The following is a 16,736-nucleotide window of genomic DNA, read 5'->3' on the forward strand; positions in this document are numbered from 1 at the left end:
CGCGGTGCAGCAGGTGCTGAGCGGGGCCCTGGACCAACAGGACCTGCAGGCGGCCGGCGACTGGACGCTGCAGGCCGGCGCGGCGCGGGTCGGCACGGCCAGCGTGGCGGGACAGGTCAGGCAGACCCTGGCCGGCACCCTGAACCTGGGACGCCTGGACGCCACCGGCGGCTGGACCCTGGATGCGGGCCGCAGCGAGATCGGTGCGGCCAAGGTCGGTGGTGCGGCGGACATGACGCTGCGCGACGGCCTGCGACTCGGAAGCCTGGAGGCAGGCCAGGGCTGGACCCTGCGCGGCACCGATGCCCAGGTGACCCGTGCGGCCGTACAGGGCGCGGTGCAGCAGGTGCTGAGCGGGGCCCTGGACCAACAGGACCTGCAGGCGGCCGGCGACTGGACGCTGCAGGCCGGCGCGGCGCGGGTCGGCACGGCCAGCGTGGCGGGGCAGGTCAGGCAGACCCTGGCCGGCACCCTGAACCTGGGACGCCTGGACGCCACCGGCGGCTGGACACTGGATGCGGGCCGCAGCGAGATCGGCGCGGCCAAGGTCGGCGGTGCGGCGGACATGTCGCTGCGCGACGTACTGCTGCTCGGTGACCTCGATGCAGGTGGCCGTCTGCACCTGCGAGGTACCTCGGCACGGATCGACAATGTCCGCACGGGCGAGGACACCGCCATCGAGCTGACTGGTGACCTGGCTCTGCAGCGTTTGCAGGCCAAGGGGGCGCGAGTGCAGGCCGGCAATGCGTCGCGGCTTGGGGAGATGGATATCGATGGCGACCTTCAGGTGCGCGTCGACCACGACCTGCTGTTGGAGCATGCCCGCGTCGCTGGCAATGCCGGACTGCTGCATGCGGGGGGCGCGGGCAGCCTGCGCTTCGGTTCGCTGGTCGTGGCGCGCGCGCTGCAGCTCGAGGGCCTGGGCGACTGGCAGGGCGCTGACGCCCAGGTGCAGGGCGACCTGACGGCCGACATTGGCAGTGGCGATTTCGGTCGGCTGGAAAGCGCCACCGGCGCGGTCCGCGTCGAGGCAGCGCGCCACTTCGCCGCGGATGAACTGCACAGCCGCCTGCAGAACCTGGAGCTGAGCGCTGCCAGCGCTGAACTCGGGCGCGCTAGCGCAGCCGGCCTGTTCAAGGTCTCCACCCGTGGTGACCTTGCGCTGCAACAGGGGCGCAGCGGCGGCGACATGAGCCTGGTGACCGCGGCCGGCGGCCTGGGCAACGTGCGGTTCGGCCAGGGCGTGGACCCGAGTGACCCGCAAAGCCTGGTCGCGACCCATCTCGCGAGCGGCGGGAACCTGCTGGTGCAGGCGGACGGCGATGTACTCGGCGGCAACGCCGAGGCGCAACTGGAGCTGCGGATGCTGGGCCGGAACCTGCGCTTCGGCCGGGTCGCGAGCCTCGGGGAGGATGTCTTCCTGCAGGCCAGCGGCGATGCCAGCCGGGGCCACGGCGATGTGTTCGCCCAGGTGGTGGAGGCCAAGCGTGACATCGGCGTGATCGCCAGCGGTGACCTGAGCCTGCCCAAGGTGCTGTTTGGCGGCACTTATTCGCTGAAGGCCGGGCGTGACCTCGTGGTCGGCGTGGGCGGTGACCTGGACATCACCGGGGTCGCCGAAGCCGGTCGCGACCTGCGCTTCGACATTGCCGGCAAGGTCGCGCTGCAGGGCGTCCGGGCGGGGCGCGACGTCAGCATCAATTCGGGCGGCTCGATCAATATCGAGCGGTTCGTCGAGGCCGGTGGCAACGTCCTGCTCAAGGCGGAAAAGGGGGACGTGCGCGTGAGTCGCATCACCTCCACCGGCCTGCACGATGGCCGTTCGATCGCAGGTGACATCATCCTGGCGGCGGCTGGCGACGTCGAGGTGGCCGAGGTGGAGAGCCGCAACGGGCGCATCCAGGCAGAAGGTGCGAGCCTGCTGCTGGGCGACCTGGCGGCCGCTCGTTCCGTGGACCTGCTGTCCCGCGGCCTGATTCGCGTGGCCACCAGCCGCAGTGGGGGCGCCCAGCGCTGGTCGGCCGAGGAGGGCATCTTCTTCGAGCGCCTGCTGGCGAAGGGGCAGGCCCTGCTGGACGGCATGCTGGACATCCGCGGAACCCAGCTGGTCGCCGAACAGGGGGCCGTGCTTCGCGCCGGCGTGAGAGAGGGCTCGGTGGTCGCCTCCAGCATCCGCCTGGAGCGGGCCGAGGCACCGACACTGAGCCTGTGGGCCGGCGATCTCGTCCGCGTGGCGGATGCCGGGATCGGCCAGCGACTGGATCTGCATGCACGGGACAGCCAGCTCTATGGACGGCATACCGGCAGCGGCCAACTCGACCTCTGGGCCGAAGGCAGCCGCGATGGGCGGGTGGCGGACAGGTTGGCATTGCGCCTGGAGGCTGCCGATATCGTGGCGCCGCGACTGCAGGTGGCCGACGCGCGGATCGACACCACGGCGGCCCGGGTCGATTTGCGCGACGCGCGTGGCGTCGAGCGCCTGGAGCTGCTCACGCCCCTGGCCCGGGTGCGCATGGACAACGCCAGCCCGAGCTACATGGCGGACGCCGATATCCAGCTGTACGAACTGGACAAGGCGTTCAGCCTGAAGCAGGACAGCCTGTTGTCGAGCACCAACGCCTATGTGCTGCACCGCAAGCTGACCCATCAGGTGGTCGTACCCAACTTCAGCGCGAGCCATGAGGGCGAAGGGGTGCCGTACGAGGGCATCACGGCGGCCCGCTATGCCGAGCAGCACCTGTCGTCCGGGCTCACCCTGGCACGCCTCGCGTCCCTGCTGGAAGCCGCCCGCCTGCGGGGCGCGGTGGTCACCGCCTGGGCGCCGAGCTGGAGTCAGGTCCCCCTGGATACCCGTATCAACATCGATGTAGCCGATGAACGGCTGGAAGGAAACGAGGTGGCACATTGGGCGTTGTAAGCATGACCCGTCGCTGTTCCTGGCTGTTGCTGACGGGCCTGGCCGCCGGGCCGTTGCCGGCCCTGGCCGAAACGATCGCGCCCCAGGTGCCGGGGTTGGTGAACCCCAACCTGCAGCGCGAGCAGATCGAGCAGATCCAGCAGCAACGGCGTATCGAGGAACGCGCGCGGCGTACCCAGGTGCCGGCGCTGCGGGGCGACGAACCGGAGGTCCAGCGGCTGCCGGAGGGTGGGGAACGCTTTGTCCTCTCCGGCATCGGCTTCAACGCCTCCGAGTACCTGCCGCGCGAGCAACTGGAGGCCATGGCGCGGCACTATGTTGGGCGCGAGATCGGCTTCGAGGACCTGAACCGCCTGCTGAGGGAGATCAACGAGCTGTACGAGGCGCGCGGGCAACTGACGGCCCGCGCCCTGATCCCTGCGCAGAGCCTGGAGGGCGGCCAGCTTCGCATCGTGCTGGTGGAGGCCAAGGTCGACCAGGTTTCCTGGAAGGGCGGCCCGCGCCGGGTGGACGATGCATTCTATGATCGGCGCCTGCATGTCGAACCGGGCACGACCCTGGACAGCCCGGCCCTGATGAATGCCATCCAGCGCTTCAACGCGACCACGCCCGGCCCCCAGGTGACGGCCAGCCTGGCGCCGGGCGCACGGTTCGGCACCACATCGGTCGAGCTGGAGGCCTTCGAGCCCGACAGCCTGCAATGGAGCCTGTTCGCCAACAACTACGGGAACGAGGGCACCGGCCGCGAGCAGTACGGCGGCAGCCTGACCTGGTTCTCGCCGACCGGTGCCGCCGACGCCCTCAACCTGTTGCTGGTGGCGACCTCCGGGTCGCAGTACGGCAGCCTGCGCTACAGCCGCCCGGTCAATCGCTGGAATGGCATCGCCTACGGTGAGGTGGGTGGCAACAGCATGACCGTCGAGGAGGGGCCGCTGGCCGCACTGAACATCGAGGGCGAGTCCAGGACCTGGACGCTGGGCTTCGACCAACCCTGGTGGCTGGACGAGCACTGGGTACTGCAGGGGGGCGTCGGCTACAACCAGCAGCGCTCGGAGAACACCATAGAAGGATTCACCCTGAGCGAGGTGGATACCCGGGAGGGCTTCCTGCGCGGCCAGGTGGAATACCGTTCCGCGCCCTGGTACCTGCGCTACGAACAGCGCGTCCGCCAGGCAAAGGTGGACAACGCCGTGAGCGGGGACGGGGGTAGCTACGGCCTGCTCAACGGCCAGGGCTACCTGTCCCGCGCTTTGGGCGAGCGGTATGAGCTGGTCGGGCGGTTCGGCTGGCAGTTCGCCAGCGATACCCAGGCTCTGCCGGCGTCGCTGTTCTACCAGTTCGGCGGCTTCAGCAGTGTCCGCGGCTACGACCCAGGGGTGATCTCCTCGCCCCAGGGGGCGACGCTGAACCTGGAGGCCTGGTGGCGACCGAGCGAGCGCTGGCAGCCCTTCGTCTTCTTCGACTACGGCCGGGCCATGGAGCTCGGCATCGCCGACATCGACCTGCAAAGCGTGGGTGTGGGCCTGAATTTCAACTGGGGCCGGCACCTGAGCCTGAGCCTGGTCGCGGCCAACACACTCAAGGATGTGGTGCCCGACCAGGACAGCGGACAGGTGCTGGCCCAGATTGTCCTGCGTTGACCCCTCAATCGATAGAACGGAGAACCAAGATGACCACGCTGTTGCTTTACAAGGATATCCAGGCCCTCAACCGCGAGCAGCACCAGGCGCTCAAGCTGCAGCAGTCGGAGAACTGCGACTTCGCCGCGTCCACCCACCTGGTGCCGGTCGCCGGCCTGGAGTTCTTCCAGGCGGCGCGCCACTACCCGCTGGTGTTCATCGGCGAGGGCAGCCAGGCCACGCCGATCGCGCTGCTGGGGCTGAAGGAGGGGCACAACGGCTACCTCGACGCCGAGCAGCGCTGGCAGGCCAACACCTACATCCCGGCGTTCATCCGCCGCTACCCCTTCGTCCTGGCGCAGGACGAAGCCAGCAACTTCACCGTGTGCTTCGACGCGGCCTTCACCGGCTGGAGCGAAGAGCAGGGCAAGGACCTGTTCGACGAGCAAGGGCGCAACAGCGACTACCTGGATGAAATGATCCAGTTCCTGCAGAACTTCACGGCAGAGATGGAGCGGACCCGTGCGTTCGTCGAGAAGCTGCACGCCCTCGAACTGCTCAGCCCGCGTGCCATCAAACTGTCCCATTCCAGTGGCGAGAGCTTCGTGCTCAGCGATTTCCTCGCCGTCGACGAAGAGAAGTTCCTGGCGCTGGCGGATGAGCAGGTCCTGGACCTGCACCGCAGTGGCTTCCTGGGCTGGATCTACGCGCACCTGATGTCGCTGGGCAACGCCAACCAGCTCTTCGACAGCTACCTGAAGCGCCGCGAGCCCGCCGAGGTCGTGACCCACTGATGGTGTTGGCCGGCCGTCCCGCCAGGCCGGAGCGGCCGTTGCACCTGCGTGGAGCAACGCCGCGCTACTCCCCATGGCCAGGCCCATGCCACGCCTTTCGCCATGTCGTACTAAGACTAAATGGCTAGGCGGCCAGGCTGTGCAGCCCGGCGGTGGAGGGATTTAATGCGGGCACCAATCAAAAGACACTGCCGGCCTCCATCCCTGCCGGGGAGGCGTCATCGGCCGGTGCTGCACGAGGTGCTCCGATGTCGTCGTCCCGCCTGCCAGTAGCGCTCGCCTGCGCTCAATCCCTGCTTGCCGCCATCCTGCTGCTCGCCATCCACCTAGCCTGGCTGCCCTGGGCCGTCGCGCTCGCCGGCCTGGTCGTCGTGCCCTGGTTGCCGCGGCTGGCCAGCCGCCGGGCGGCTGCCGAGGCACCGGCGCAGGCGGGCACGGACATCGCCCGCCTGACCCGCGAGTTGTCCTTCACCACCAGCCACAATGCGCTGTCCGCCGCAGGCGTGGCCTATTCGGTGAAGCAGTTGGGCGAGCGCCTGGAGTCGCAGCTGGACGCCGCCGCGCGCATCGTCGCCAGCGCCGAGGTGATGATCGATACCGAGGAGGCCACCACGCGACTCAGCCTGGAGGCCCAGGCCTCCGCCCGCGAGGCGCGGCAGAGCAGCGAGGCCGGGCGAGAGGTGCTGCGCAGTGCCATCGAACGCATGCACGCCCTCAATGCCCGCGCTCGCGACAGCCGTGAGCTGATCGCCACCCTCAGCCAGCGCAGCGAGGAGATCCAGCGGGTGACATCGGTGATCCAGTCGGTCGCCAGCCAGACCAACCTCCTGGCGCTCAACGCCGCCATCGAGGCGGCGCGGGCCGGGGAACACGGGCGCGGTTTCGCCGTGGTCGCCGACGAGGTGCGCGGCCTGGCCGGGCGCACGGCCAGCGCCACGGAGGAGGTGGGGCAGATGGTCGCCGACATCCAGCGGCAGACCGCCGAGGTGGTGGCGCAGATCGAGCGCCTGTCCTCCGAGCTGGACGAGGGTGTCGCCCAGGTCGAGCTCACCGGCCATCACCTGGAAAGCATCGCCGGCCTGGCGGTGGGCGTGGAGGAGCAGATCGGCGCCATCGCCAGCGGTGCCGAGACCAACCGCGAGCAGCTCACCAGCCTGTTCGCCGCCGTCGACCAGGTGCGCAGCGACCTGGGCATCAGCGACCAGCAGACCCAGCGCCTGGCCGAGGCGGCGGTGCAACTGGAGGGCCAGGCGGAGACCATCAGCGAGCGCCTCGCCGAAGTCGGCCTGGATGACTACCACCAGCGCGTCTACGACCTGGCGCGCGAAGGCGCCGAGCAGATCGCCCGGCGCTTCGAGGCGGACATCGAGCAGGGCAGGGTGGGGCTGGAGGATCTCTTCGACCGCCACTACCAGGCGGTGCCCAACACGGCGCCGCCCAAGTTCCGCACCCGCTTCGACGGTTACGCCGACCAGGTGCTGCCGGCGATCCAGGAGCCGTTGCTCAAGCGCCACGAGGGCCTGGTCTTCGCCATCGCCTGCACCCCCGAAGGCTACGTGCCCACCCACAACCAGGCCTTCGCCCACCCGCCCGTCGGCGATCCGCAGGTGGACATGCTGCGCAGCCGCAGCAAGCGCAAGTTCAGCGACCGCACCGGCATCCGCTGCGGCAGCCACCAGAAGCCGCTGCTGCTGCAGACCTACACCCGCGACACCGGCGAGCTGATGCACGACCTCTCGGTGCCGATCTACATCCGTGGCCGCCACTGGGGCGGCCTGCGCCTGGGCTACCGCCCCGAGCAGGGCTGAGCCCGCACGGTCCGTAGGTTGGCGCCGAGCGTAGCGAGGCCCAACGATGCAATGCCTGGGCCGCGTCATGTCGGGCTTCGTGCCTCAGCCCAACCCACGGGGCGATGTGATCAGGCCGTAACGCCGATGGCAGAGGCCTCGAACCGTCCGCTGCATCTACTACCAAATGAGTAAGGCATCGCTTCCATGGGGGCATTCCGGGGGCTCCGGGGCGCTGACTAAGATCGGCCCATCACCCGGCCACGTCTCGGCCGGGCACCGACAAGAGAGGCCATCGTCATGATCTATGCGCAACCGGGTACCCCTGGCGCCGTCGTCACCTTCAAGCCGCGCTACGGCAACTTCATCAACGGCGAGTTCGTCGCGCCGCTGGCCGGGCAGTACTTCACCAATACCTCGCCGGTCAATGGCGAGGTGATCGCCGAATTCCCCCGCTCCGACGCCGCCGACATCGACCGCGCGCTGGACGCCGCCCACGCCGCTGCCGATGCCTGGGGCAAGACCTCCGTGCAGGACCGCGCGCTGATCCTGCTGAAGATCGCCGACCGCATCGAAGCGAACCTGGAAGTGCTCGCCGTCACCGAGACCTGGGACAACGGCAAGGCCGTGCGCGAGACGCTGAACGCCGACGTGCCGCTGGCCGCCGACCATTTCCGCTACTTCGCCGGCTGCATCCGCGCCCAGGAAGGTTCCGCCGCCGAGATCAACGAACACACCGCCGCCTACCACTTCCACGAGCCGCTGGGCGTGGTCGGGCAGATCATCCCGTGGAACTTCCCGCTGCTGATGGCCGCCTGGAAGCTGGCCCCGGCCCTGGCCGCCGGCAACTGCGTGGTGCTGAAACCCGCCGAGCAGACCCCGCTGTCGATCATGGTGCTGGCCGAGATCATCGGCGACCTGCTGCCCCCGGGCGTGCTCAACATCGTTCAGGGCTTCGGCAAGGAAGCGGGCCAGGCCCTGGCCACCAGCAAGCGCATCGCCAAGATCGCCTTCACCGGCTCCACCCCGGTGGGCGCTCACATCATGCATTGCGCGGCGGAGAACATCATTCCGTCCACCGTCGAGCTGGGCGGCAAGAGCCCGAACATCTTCTTCGAAGACATCATGCAGGCAGAGCCTGCCTTCATCGAGAAGGCCGCCGAGGGCCTGGTGCTGGCCTTCTTCAACCAGGGCGAAGTGTGCACCTGCCCGTCGCGGGCGCTGGTGCAGGAGTCGATCTTCGAGCCGTTCATGGTCGAGGTGATGAAGAAGATCAAGGCGATCAAGCGCGGCAACCCGCTGGACACCGACACCATGGTCGGCGCCCAGGCCTCCGAGCAGCAGTACGACAAGATCCTCAGCTACCTCGACATCGCCCAGCAGGAGGGTGCCGAGCTGCTCGCCGGCGGTGCTTCCGAGCGCCTGGGTGGCGATCTCGCCAGCGGCTACTACATCCAGCCGACCCTGCTGAAGGGCCACAACAAGATGCGCGTGTTCCAGGAAGAGATCTTCGGCCCGGTGGTCGGCGTCACCACCTTCAAGGACGAGGCGGAAGCCCTGGCGATCGCCAACGACACCGAGTTCGGCCTGGGCGCCGGCCTGTGGACCCGCGACATCAACCGCGCCTACCGCATGGGCCGTGGCATCAAGGCCGGCCGCGTGTGGACCAACTGCTACCACCTGTACCCGGCCCACGCCGCCTTCGGTGGCTACAAGAAATCCGGCGTCGGCCGCGAGACCCACAAGATGATGCTCGACCACTACCAGCAGACCAAGAACCTGCTGGTGAGCTACGACATCAACCCCCTGGGCTTCTTCTGATCCCCGAGCCTGGAACGGCCCGCCGCCTGCGGGCCGAATCCCCTTGTCGACCACCAACCCCCGCGCAAGCTGCACACTCCGGCGGGCGGATGAGTGTCGAGCCACGGCCCTTCGGGGCCGTTTTTTTTGCTCATCGGTTATCCACTTTGTGGGAATTCATTCGCGATGGCGCATCCGGCCACTCGAAGCCAGGTGCTGGCGGCGGGTCTTTCGCGGCTGAAGCCGCTCCCACAGGCCACCTTTCGGGGCTTGAGGGGTGGCAGCCAATGCGTGGGCCCGGGCTCCGCAATGGTGGACCGATGAAGCGCGGTCCACCCTACATCCCGATCACCGCCGAGGTCGGTTCGGGCGCGGTGATTCGTAGGGTGGATGACGCTCTTTTCATCCACCAAGCGAGCTCGCCGGAGATCCATGGCGATCCCGTTTCGCGATGACCCCGCTGTGTCATCCGGACCCTGACACAGCTGTTCCACCTCCCGTTGCGCCTGTCCCGCACCTGCGACATCTGCCCGCCCAGGGAGATTGAGGGCGCCTCTCCGATCAAGCCGCCAAACCCCTCTGCCACGGGCCCTGCAGCCATCCAGCGCAACGCTGGCACAGCCATTGCGATAGGGCTGGGACCGTGGCGCGAGGCCGCGGCCCTAATAAGAATCGGAGACCCACTGATGAAGCACATCGGCCTGCAACGCAGCGGAGGCTGGGAGCCGCCGCCCGCCGCCTCGACCCTCAAGCACCTGATCGCCGCCATCGCCCTGGGCGTGGCCTGTTCCTCGGCCGCGTGGGCGGCGGACGTGGACGGCAAGCGCATCATCGCCGCCGACCAGGAGCCCGGTAACTGGATGAGCCACGGGCGCACCTACGACGAGCAGCGCTACAGCCCGTTGAAGGCCATCAACGACGGCAACGTCGGCAAGCTCGGCCTGGCCTGGAGCTACAAGCTGGACCTGGATCGCGGCGTCGAAGCCACGCCCATCGTGGTCGACGGGGTGATGTACACCACCGGGCCGTTCTCGGTGGTCTACGCCCTGGATGCGCGCAACGGCAAGTTGCTGTGGAAGTACGACCCGCAATCGGACCGCAATCGCGCCGGCGAGGCCTGCTGCGACGCGGTGAACCGGGGTGTGGCGGTGTGGAAGGACAAGGTCTACGTCGGCGTGCTCGACGGCCGCCTGGAGGCCATCGACGCCAAGACCGGCACGCGCGTGTGGTCGGTGGACACGCGCAACGACAAGACGCGCAGCTACACCATCACCGGCGCGCCACGCGTGGTGAACGGCAAGGTGATCATCGGCAACGGCGGCGCCGAGTTCGGCGTGCGCGGCTACGTCACCGCCTACGACGCCGAGACCGGCAAGCAGGCCTGGCGCTTCTTCACCGTGCCGGGCGACCCCAAGCTGCCGCCGGAAGACAAGGCCATGGAGATCGCCCGCAAGACCTGGCACGGCGACGCCTTCGTCGAGCAGGGTGGCGGCGGCACCGCCTGGGACTCGTTCGCCTTCGACCCGGAGCTCAACCTGCTCTACATCGGCGTCGGCAACGGCTCGCTGTGGGACCCGAAGTGGCGCAGCCAGGCCAAGGGCGACAACCTGTTCCTGTCCTCCATAGTCGCGGTCAACGCCGACACCGGCGAATACGCCTGGCACTACCAGACCACCCCCGGCGATGCCTGGGACTTCACCGCCACCCAGCACATGATCCTCGCCGAGCTGCCCATCGAGGGGAAGCCGCGCAAGGTGCTGATGCAGGCGCCGAAGAACGGCTTCTTCTACGTCATCGACCGCGCCACCGGCGAGTTGCTCTCGGCCAAGGGCATCGTGCCGCAGAACTGGACCAAGGGCATGGACATGAAGACCGGCCGGCCCATCGTCGACGAGGAGAACGCCGCCTACTGGAAGAACGGCAAGCGCAACCTGGTGACGCCGGCCTTCTGGGGCGCCCATGACTGGCACCCGATGTCCTACAACCCCGACACCGGGCTGGTGTACATCCCGGCGCACATCATGTCGGCCTACTACGAGCACATCCCGGACGCGCCCAGGCGCAACCCGTTCAAGAGCATGTACCAGCTTGGCCTGAAGACCGGGATGATGCCCGAGGGCCCGGACGGCCTGCTGGAGATGGCCAAGACCTGGTCCGGCAAGCTGATCGCCTGGGACCCGGTGAAGCAGGAACCGGCCTGGGAAGTGCCCTACGTCACCATCTTCAACGGCGGCACCCTGAGCACGGCGGGCAACCTGGTGTTCGAGGGCAGCGCCGATGGCCGGGTGATCGCCTACGCCGCCGACAGCGGCAAGAAGCTCTGGGAGCAACCCGCCGCCAGCGGCGTGATGGCCGCACCTGTGACCTACAGCGTCGACGGCGAGCAGTACGTGACCTTCATGGCCGGCTGGGGCGGCGCCTTCTCCACCTTCGCCGGGGCCCTGTCCCTGCGCGCTGGCGTGCAGCCCTTCTCCCAGGTGCTGACCTACAAGCTCGGCGGCACCGCCAAGCTGCAGGAACCGGCACCGCCGGCCGACGCCCCGGAGCCGCCGCCGCTGACCGCCAGCGCTGCTGATGTGGAGGCCGGCGCCAAGCTCTACGACGGCCATTGCTCGCAGTGCCACGGCATCCATGCGGTGAGCGGCGGCGTGCTGCCTGACCTGCGCAAGCTGACGACCGAGAAGCACCAGATGTTCCTCGGCATCCTCTACGGCGGTCGCGTGCCCGACGGCATGCCGTCCTTCGCCGAGGCCTTCAACGCCGCCGAGGTCGAGCAGATCCACCAGTACCTGATCAAGCGCGCCCATGACCTGAAGCAGGAAGGCGACGCCTGGACGCGCTTCAGCGCCAAGTGATCCGCCGGGCGGGCCGGATGCCCGCCCGTTCCCCTCCCTGAAAGCAAGCGAGAGCGACCATGACCGAGACCCCCCTCTACCAGAACTACATCGCCAACGCCTTCGTCGGCAGCGACCAGCACATCGAGGTGCACAACCCGGCCAACGCCGAGCTGCTGGCACGGGTGCCGGAATCCCCCGTCGAGCAGGTGGAGCGCGCCATCGCCGCCGCCCGTGGCGCGCAGAAGGCCTGGGCCGCGAAGCCCGCCATCGAACGCGCCGGCTACCTGCGCCAGATCGCCACCAAGGTGCGCGCCAACGCCGAGCGCCTGGCGCGGATCATCACCCGCGAGCAGGGCAAGGTCCCGGCGCTGGCGCGGGTGGAAGTCGACTTCACCGCCGACTACCTGGACTACATGGCCGAGTGGGCACGGCGCCTGGAAGGCGAGGTGCTGACCAGCGACCGGGTCAACGAGCACGTGTTCCTGCTGCGCAAGCCGCTGGGCGTGGTGGCCGGCATCCTGCCGTGGAACTTCCCGTTCTTCCTCATCGCGAGGAAGATGGCGCCGGCCCTGCTGACCGGCAACACCATCGTCATCAAGCCCAGCGAAGAGACGCCGATCAACTGCTACGAATTCGCCCGCCTGGTGGCCGAGACCGACCTGCCCAGCGGCGTGTTCAACGTCGTCGGCGGGCGCGGTGCCAGCGTCGGCCACAGCCTCACCAGCCATGCCGGGGTGGACCTGATCAGCTTCACCGGCAGCGTCGGCACCGGCGCGCGGATCATGGCCGCCGCCGCGCCGAACATCACCAAGCTCAACCTGGAGCTGGGCGGCAAGGCCCCGGCCATCGTCCTCGCCGATGCCGACCTGGACCTGGCGGTGACCGCCATCACCGCCTCGCGGGTGATCAACACCGGGCAGGTGTGCAACTGCGCCGAGCGCGTCTACGTGGAGCGCAAGGTGGCCGATGCCTTCATCGACAGGATCGCCTCGGCCATGGCCGCCACCCGCTATGGCGACCCCTCGGAAGACGCCGAGCTGGACATGGGCCCGCTGATCAACCAGGCCGGCCTGGACAAGGTTGCGCAGATGGTGCGCACCGCCCAGGGCCAGGGCGCCCAGGTGGTGACCGGCGGCGCCGTGGCCGACAAGGGCAAGGGCTTCCACTACCAGCCCACGGTGCTCGCTGGCTGCAAGGCGGACATGGAGATCATGCGCAAGGAGATCTTCGGCCCGGTGCTGCCGATCCAGATCGTCGACGACCTCGACGAAGCCATCGCCCTGGCCAACGACAGCGAGTACGGCCTGACCTCATCGATCTACACCCGCAGCCTCGGTGCGGCGCTCAAGGCCAGCCGCGAGATCGATTTCGGCGAAACCTACGTCAACCGCGAGAACTTCGAGGCCATGCAGGGCTACCACGCCGGCACGCGCAAATCCGGCATCGGCGGCGCGGACGGCAAGCATGGGCTGTACGAGTTCACCCACACCCATGTGGTGTACATCCAGGAGTGAGAGGCAGGCGTGGCGGCGGTGTTCGCCGTCACGCCCGATCGCGAATGAATTCGCCCCTACGGGTCAGAACATTTCATTGGGCTGGACGATGCCGTGCTTCTTCATCTTGCGGTACAGCGTGGATCGGGAGATGCCGCTGGCTTCGGCCGCGGCGCTGATGTTCCAGCGGTGCTGGCGCAGGGTGGCCAGCAGGTGGCGGGCTTCATCGTCGCCCAGCTGGTCGGCGAGGCTGGCGGGTTCGGCGCGGCTGACCGGCGGCACGGGGAGGGCGGCCTGATGCAGCTCGGCGGGCAGGCAATCGCAGTCGATCACGCCATCCTCGGCCAGGGCCACGGCGTAGCGCAGGGCGTTGAGCAACTGGCGGATATTGCCCGGCCAGGGATGGGCGAGCAGGCGCTGGCGGGCCGCGTCATCCAGGCGCAGCCCTTCGGCGCCGGGCTGGGTGGCGAGCAGGGCGTCGATCAGCTCGGCGCGGTCGCTGCGCTCGCGCAGGGCCGGCAGGGAAAGGGTCATGCCGCTGAGGCGGTAGAACAGGTCTTCGCGGAACGCCTTGGCCTGGATCATCCCGGCCAGGTCCTGGTGGGTGGCGGAGACCACCTGCACATCCAGCGGCACCGGCGTCTCGGCGCCCAGGGGGAAGATCTCGCGCTCGGCCAGCACGCGCAGCAGGCGCGTCTGCAGGTGGGCGGGCATGTCGCCGATCTCGTCGAGGAACAGGGTGCCGCCGTTGGCCAGTTCCAGCTTGCCCTTCATGCCCTTCTTGCTGGCGCCGGTGAAGCTGCCGCCGCGGTAGCCGAACAGCTCGCTCTCGATCAGCGTCTCGGGGATGGCCGCGCAATTGAGCGCCACGAAGGGCCCCGCGCGACGGGCGCTGGCCTGGTGTATGGCGCGGGCGAAGGCCTCCTTGCCGGTGCCGGTCTCGCCGGTGACGAGGATGGGGATGCCCTTGTCGATCACCTTGCGGATGCGCCGCACGCCTTGCTGCAACTGCGCGTCGCTGCCGCCGAGGCGTTCCAGGCCGGGGTGCTCGCTGGCCGGCGTGCGCACCTGTGGCGCGGGCGTGGCCGGGCGCAGGTGCCCGGCGGGGATGCGCAGGCCGACGTCCACCAGGGCCTCGCCCTGCAGGGCGCGCAGGCGCACGCCACGGGCGCCGCCGCTGGTGAGGCTGAGCAACTCGTCGACATTGGCTGGCAGCAGGCTGTCGATGCGCCGGCCGAGCAGGGGGCTGCCCGGGTCTTCCTCGTAGGCGACGAAGGCCGCGCGGTTGGCGCCGATCACCCGGCCCTGCTCGTCGAGGGCCAGCAGCTGTTCGTTGGCCAGGTCGGTGATGTCGTCGCGGGGCTTGATGGCCAGGGTCAGGCGGTCGCGGTAGCTCTGGCAGAAGTGGGCGTTCTCGATCAGCCGGGCATACATGATCACCAGTTGCAGGGTCAGGTACTGCGCCTCCTTGGGCCCGTCGCTGTTCAGGCAGGTGGCGTTGAGGCAGCCGCGCAAATGGCCCTGGGCGTCGAAGATCGGCGAGACCGAGCAGCTCAGCCGCGCGTTGGCCGCGAGGAAGTGTTCCTGGCGGTGGATGGTCAGTGCCTGGCCGGCCGCCAGGGCGGTGCCGATGCCGTTGGTGCCGACCACGGACTCGTCCCAGCGCGCGCCGACGATCAGGCCGGACTGGGTGTAGCGGTCGCGCTCGGCGGGCAGGCGGGCATCGAGGGTGATGCCGTCCTCGTCGCTGAGCAGCACCGCGAAGCCGGCCTGCACCACGCGGCGGGCGAGGCCGGTGACGCCCTGGCTGGCGATGGCCAGGTATTCCTGGTGCTGGGCCTGGTGCTGGCGGATCTCGGCGGCGGTGAGGATGTTCTTCTCGCCGCGCCCGCTCGGGTTGAGGCGGTGCTGGGTGACGCTGCGGTACCAGGACTGGGCGATCAGCCCGTCGGGGCGGATGCCGCGCCCGGAAAAATGATGGTCGACGAAGGCCGCGAGTTCGCTGGCGCTGGTCTCCGAGGCATGCAAGGTCATAGGCACTCCCGTTGGCCGCTGGCGGCCCCTGGGGGCGCGCCTCGGCGTCTTGTTGTTTTTGTCGAACCGGCGGCCCGGCCGGACGCTCCAACCATAGACCGCAGGGCAGCCGCCCGCCGTTATCCATCCGTCGGAGGTGGCATGGAGACAGCAAGGCACATGCCCGAAGCATTCGACGCCGCCGCAAGGCCCGGCCCAGGGCGCCTCGTCGCCGGGCCGCACCATGCGCGGCGCATGGGCAGCCGTCGCAGGAATGCGACAGCTGTAGCGGGCGGGCGCACAGCTGTCGCACGCACGCTACCAAATCAGGACCGGAACTCGTTCGAAAGTAGCATTCGGGGGTACCGGGCCTGGTGGTTAACTCAAACCTGCCGGAATTCTCCGGCGCAATAAGAAGAGGATCGACCCATGTGGACTAAACCCGCCTATACCGACCTGCGCATTGGCTTCGAAGTGACCATGTACTTCGCCAACCGCTGATCGTCCTTGCCCCGGTTCGCCGGGGCTTCCCGCCAGGGGTTCCCATGCATATCCAGATTCTCGGCTCCGCCGCCGGCGGGGGCTTTCCGCAGTGGAACTGCAACTGCCGCAATTGCGCCGGCCTGCGTGCCGGCACCCTGAACGCCGAAGCGCGTACCCAGTCCTCCATCGCCCTGAGCGATGATGGGGTGAACTGGGTGCTGTGCAATGCCTCCCCCGACATCCGCGCGCAGATCGAGGCCTTCCCGGCGTTGCAGCCGGCCCGGCGCCTGCGCGACACGGCCATCGCCGCCGTGCTGCTGATGGACAGCCAGATCGACCATGTCACCGGCCTCCTGACCCTGCGCGAGGGCTGCCCGCATTCGGTGTGGTGCACGGAGATGGTCCACCAGGACCTGACCAGCGGCTTCCCGCTGTTCACCATGCTGCAGCACTGGAACGGCGGCCTGGCCTGGAACCCCATCGCCCTGGACGGCGAGCCCTTCACCATTCCCGCCTGCCCGGGGCTGCGCTTCACCGCCATCGCCCTGCGCAGCAGCGCGCCGCCTTACTCGCCGCACCGGGGCAACCCGCACCCGGGCGACAACATCGGCCTGTTCGTCGAGGACCTGCGCACCGGCGGCTCGCTGTTCTACGCGCCGGGCCTGGGGCAGGTGGACGAGGCGCTGCTGGGCTGGATGCGCCGCGCCGATTGCCTGCTGGTGGACGGCACCCTGTGGCGCGACGACGAGATGCGCGTGTGCGAGGTGGGCGACAAGCTCGGCAGCGAGATGGGCCACCTGCCGCAGAGCGGCCCCGGCGGCATGCTGGAGGTGCTCGACGGCCTGCAGGACAAGCGCCGGGTGCTCATTCACATCAACAACACCAACCCCATCCTCGATGCCGATTCCGCCGAGCGCGCCGAACTGGACGCGCGCGGCATCGAAGTGGCCTGCGATGGCATGGCCATCCGCCTCTGAGCGCCGGCCCGAACAA

The 16,736-nt window shown here is 68.8% G+C and carries 10 protein-coding genes; 9 read left to right on the forward strand and 1 reads right to left on the reverse strand.

The features are described 5' to 3' along the window. The 7 genes from WFQ67_RS27080 to aldA form a co-directional block, all read left to right on the forward strand. A partial coding sequence (locus tag WFQ67_RS27080) for a hypothetical protein (RefSeq protein ID WP_337058700.1) occupies positions 1 to 2,917 on the forward strand: 2,917 nt, incomplete at its 5' end. Positions 2,918 to 2,919: 2 nt separating this feature from the next. Beyond that, the gene (locus WFQ67_RS27085; RefSeq protein ID WP_337058701.1) at positions 2,920 to 4,557 is read left to right on the forward strand and encodes a ShlB/FhaC/HecB family hemolysin secretion/activation protein; all 1,638 of its coding nucleotides are present in this window, start codon (positions 2,920 to 2,922) and stop codon (positions 4,555 to 4,557) included. A gap of 29 nt (positions 4,558 to 4,586) precedes the next feature. Further along, positions 4,587 to 5,330, forward strand: coding sequence for a SapC family protein (locus WFQ67_RS27090; RefSeq protein ID WP_337058702.1), 744 nt, complete (start codon positions 4,587 to 4,589; stop codon positions 5,328 to 5,330). 587 nt (positions 5,331 to 5,917) lie between these two features. Then, complete coding sequence (locus tag WFQ67_RS27095; protein WP_442969634.1) at positions 5,918 to 7,138, forward strand: methyl-accepting chemotaxis protein; 1,221 nt, start codon at positions 5,918 to 5,920, stop codon at positions 7,136 to 7,138. Positions 7,139 to 7,417: 279 nt separating this feature from the next. Continuing rightward, positions 7,418 to 8,938, forward strand: a complete 1,521-nt coding sequence (exaC, locus tag WFQ67_RS27100) for an acetaldehyde dehydrogenase ExaC (protein WP_236234057.1) — start codon at positions 7,418 to 7,420, stop codon at positions 8,936 to 8,938. A 665-nt stretch (positions 8,939 to 9,603) separates the two neighbouring features. Continuing rightward, positions 9,604 to 11,772 carry a PQQ-dependent dehydrogenase, methanol/ethanol family gene (locus WFQ67_RS27105; protein WP_337058704.1) on the forward strand — a complete coding sequence of 723 codons (2,169 nt, stop codon included), beginning with the start codon at positions 9,604 to 9,606 and terminating at the stop codon, positions 11,770 to 11,772. Positions 11,773 to 11,831: 59 nt separating this feature from the next. Then, on the forward strand, positions 11,832 to 13,268 hold the full coding sequence (gene aldA / locus WFQ67_RS27110; protein WP_337058705.1) for an aldehyde dehydrogenase: 1,437 nt from the start codon (positions 11,832 to 11,834) through the stop codon (positions 13,266 to 13,268). A 63-nt stretch (positions 13,269 to 13,331) separates the two neighbouring features. Here aldA and WFQ67_RS27115 read toward each other — a convergent pair whose 3' ends face one another. After that, entirely contained in the window at positions 13,332 to 15,281 is a 1,950-nt protein-coding gene (locus WFQ67_RS27115; RefSeq protein WP_337058706.1) for a sigma-54-dependent Fis family transcriptional regulator, read from the reverse strand. 408 nt (positions 15,282 to 15,689) lie between these two features. Between WFQ67_RS27115 and pqqA the strand changes: the two genes are divergently transcribed. Next, positions 15,690 to 15,761: a pyrroloquinoline quinone precursor peptide PqqA gene (gene pqqA / locus WFQ67_RS27120; RefSeq protein ID WP_003243383.1), complete on the forward strand. Its 72-nt coding sequence runs from the start codon at positions 15,690 to 15,692 to the stop codon at positions 15,759 to 15,761. A gap of 44 nt (positions 15,762 to 15,805) precedes the next feature. Next, positions 15,806 to 16,720, forward strand: a complete 915-nt coding sequence (pqqB, locus tag WFQ67_RS27125; protein ID WP_337058707.1) for a pyrroloquinoline quinone biosynthesis protein PqqB — start codon at positions 15,806 to 15,808, stop codon at positions 16,718 to 16,720. Positions 16,721 to 16,736 lie beyond the last annotated feature (16 nt).

Origin of the sequence: Pseudomonas sp. USHLN015, from assembly GCF_037153275.1 — a bacterium.
Lineage (GTDB): Bacteria > Pseudomonadota > Gammaproteobacteria > Pseudomonadales > Pseudomonadaceae > Metapseudomonas > Metapseudomonas tohonis.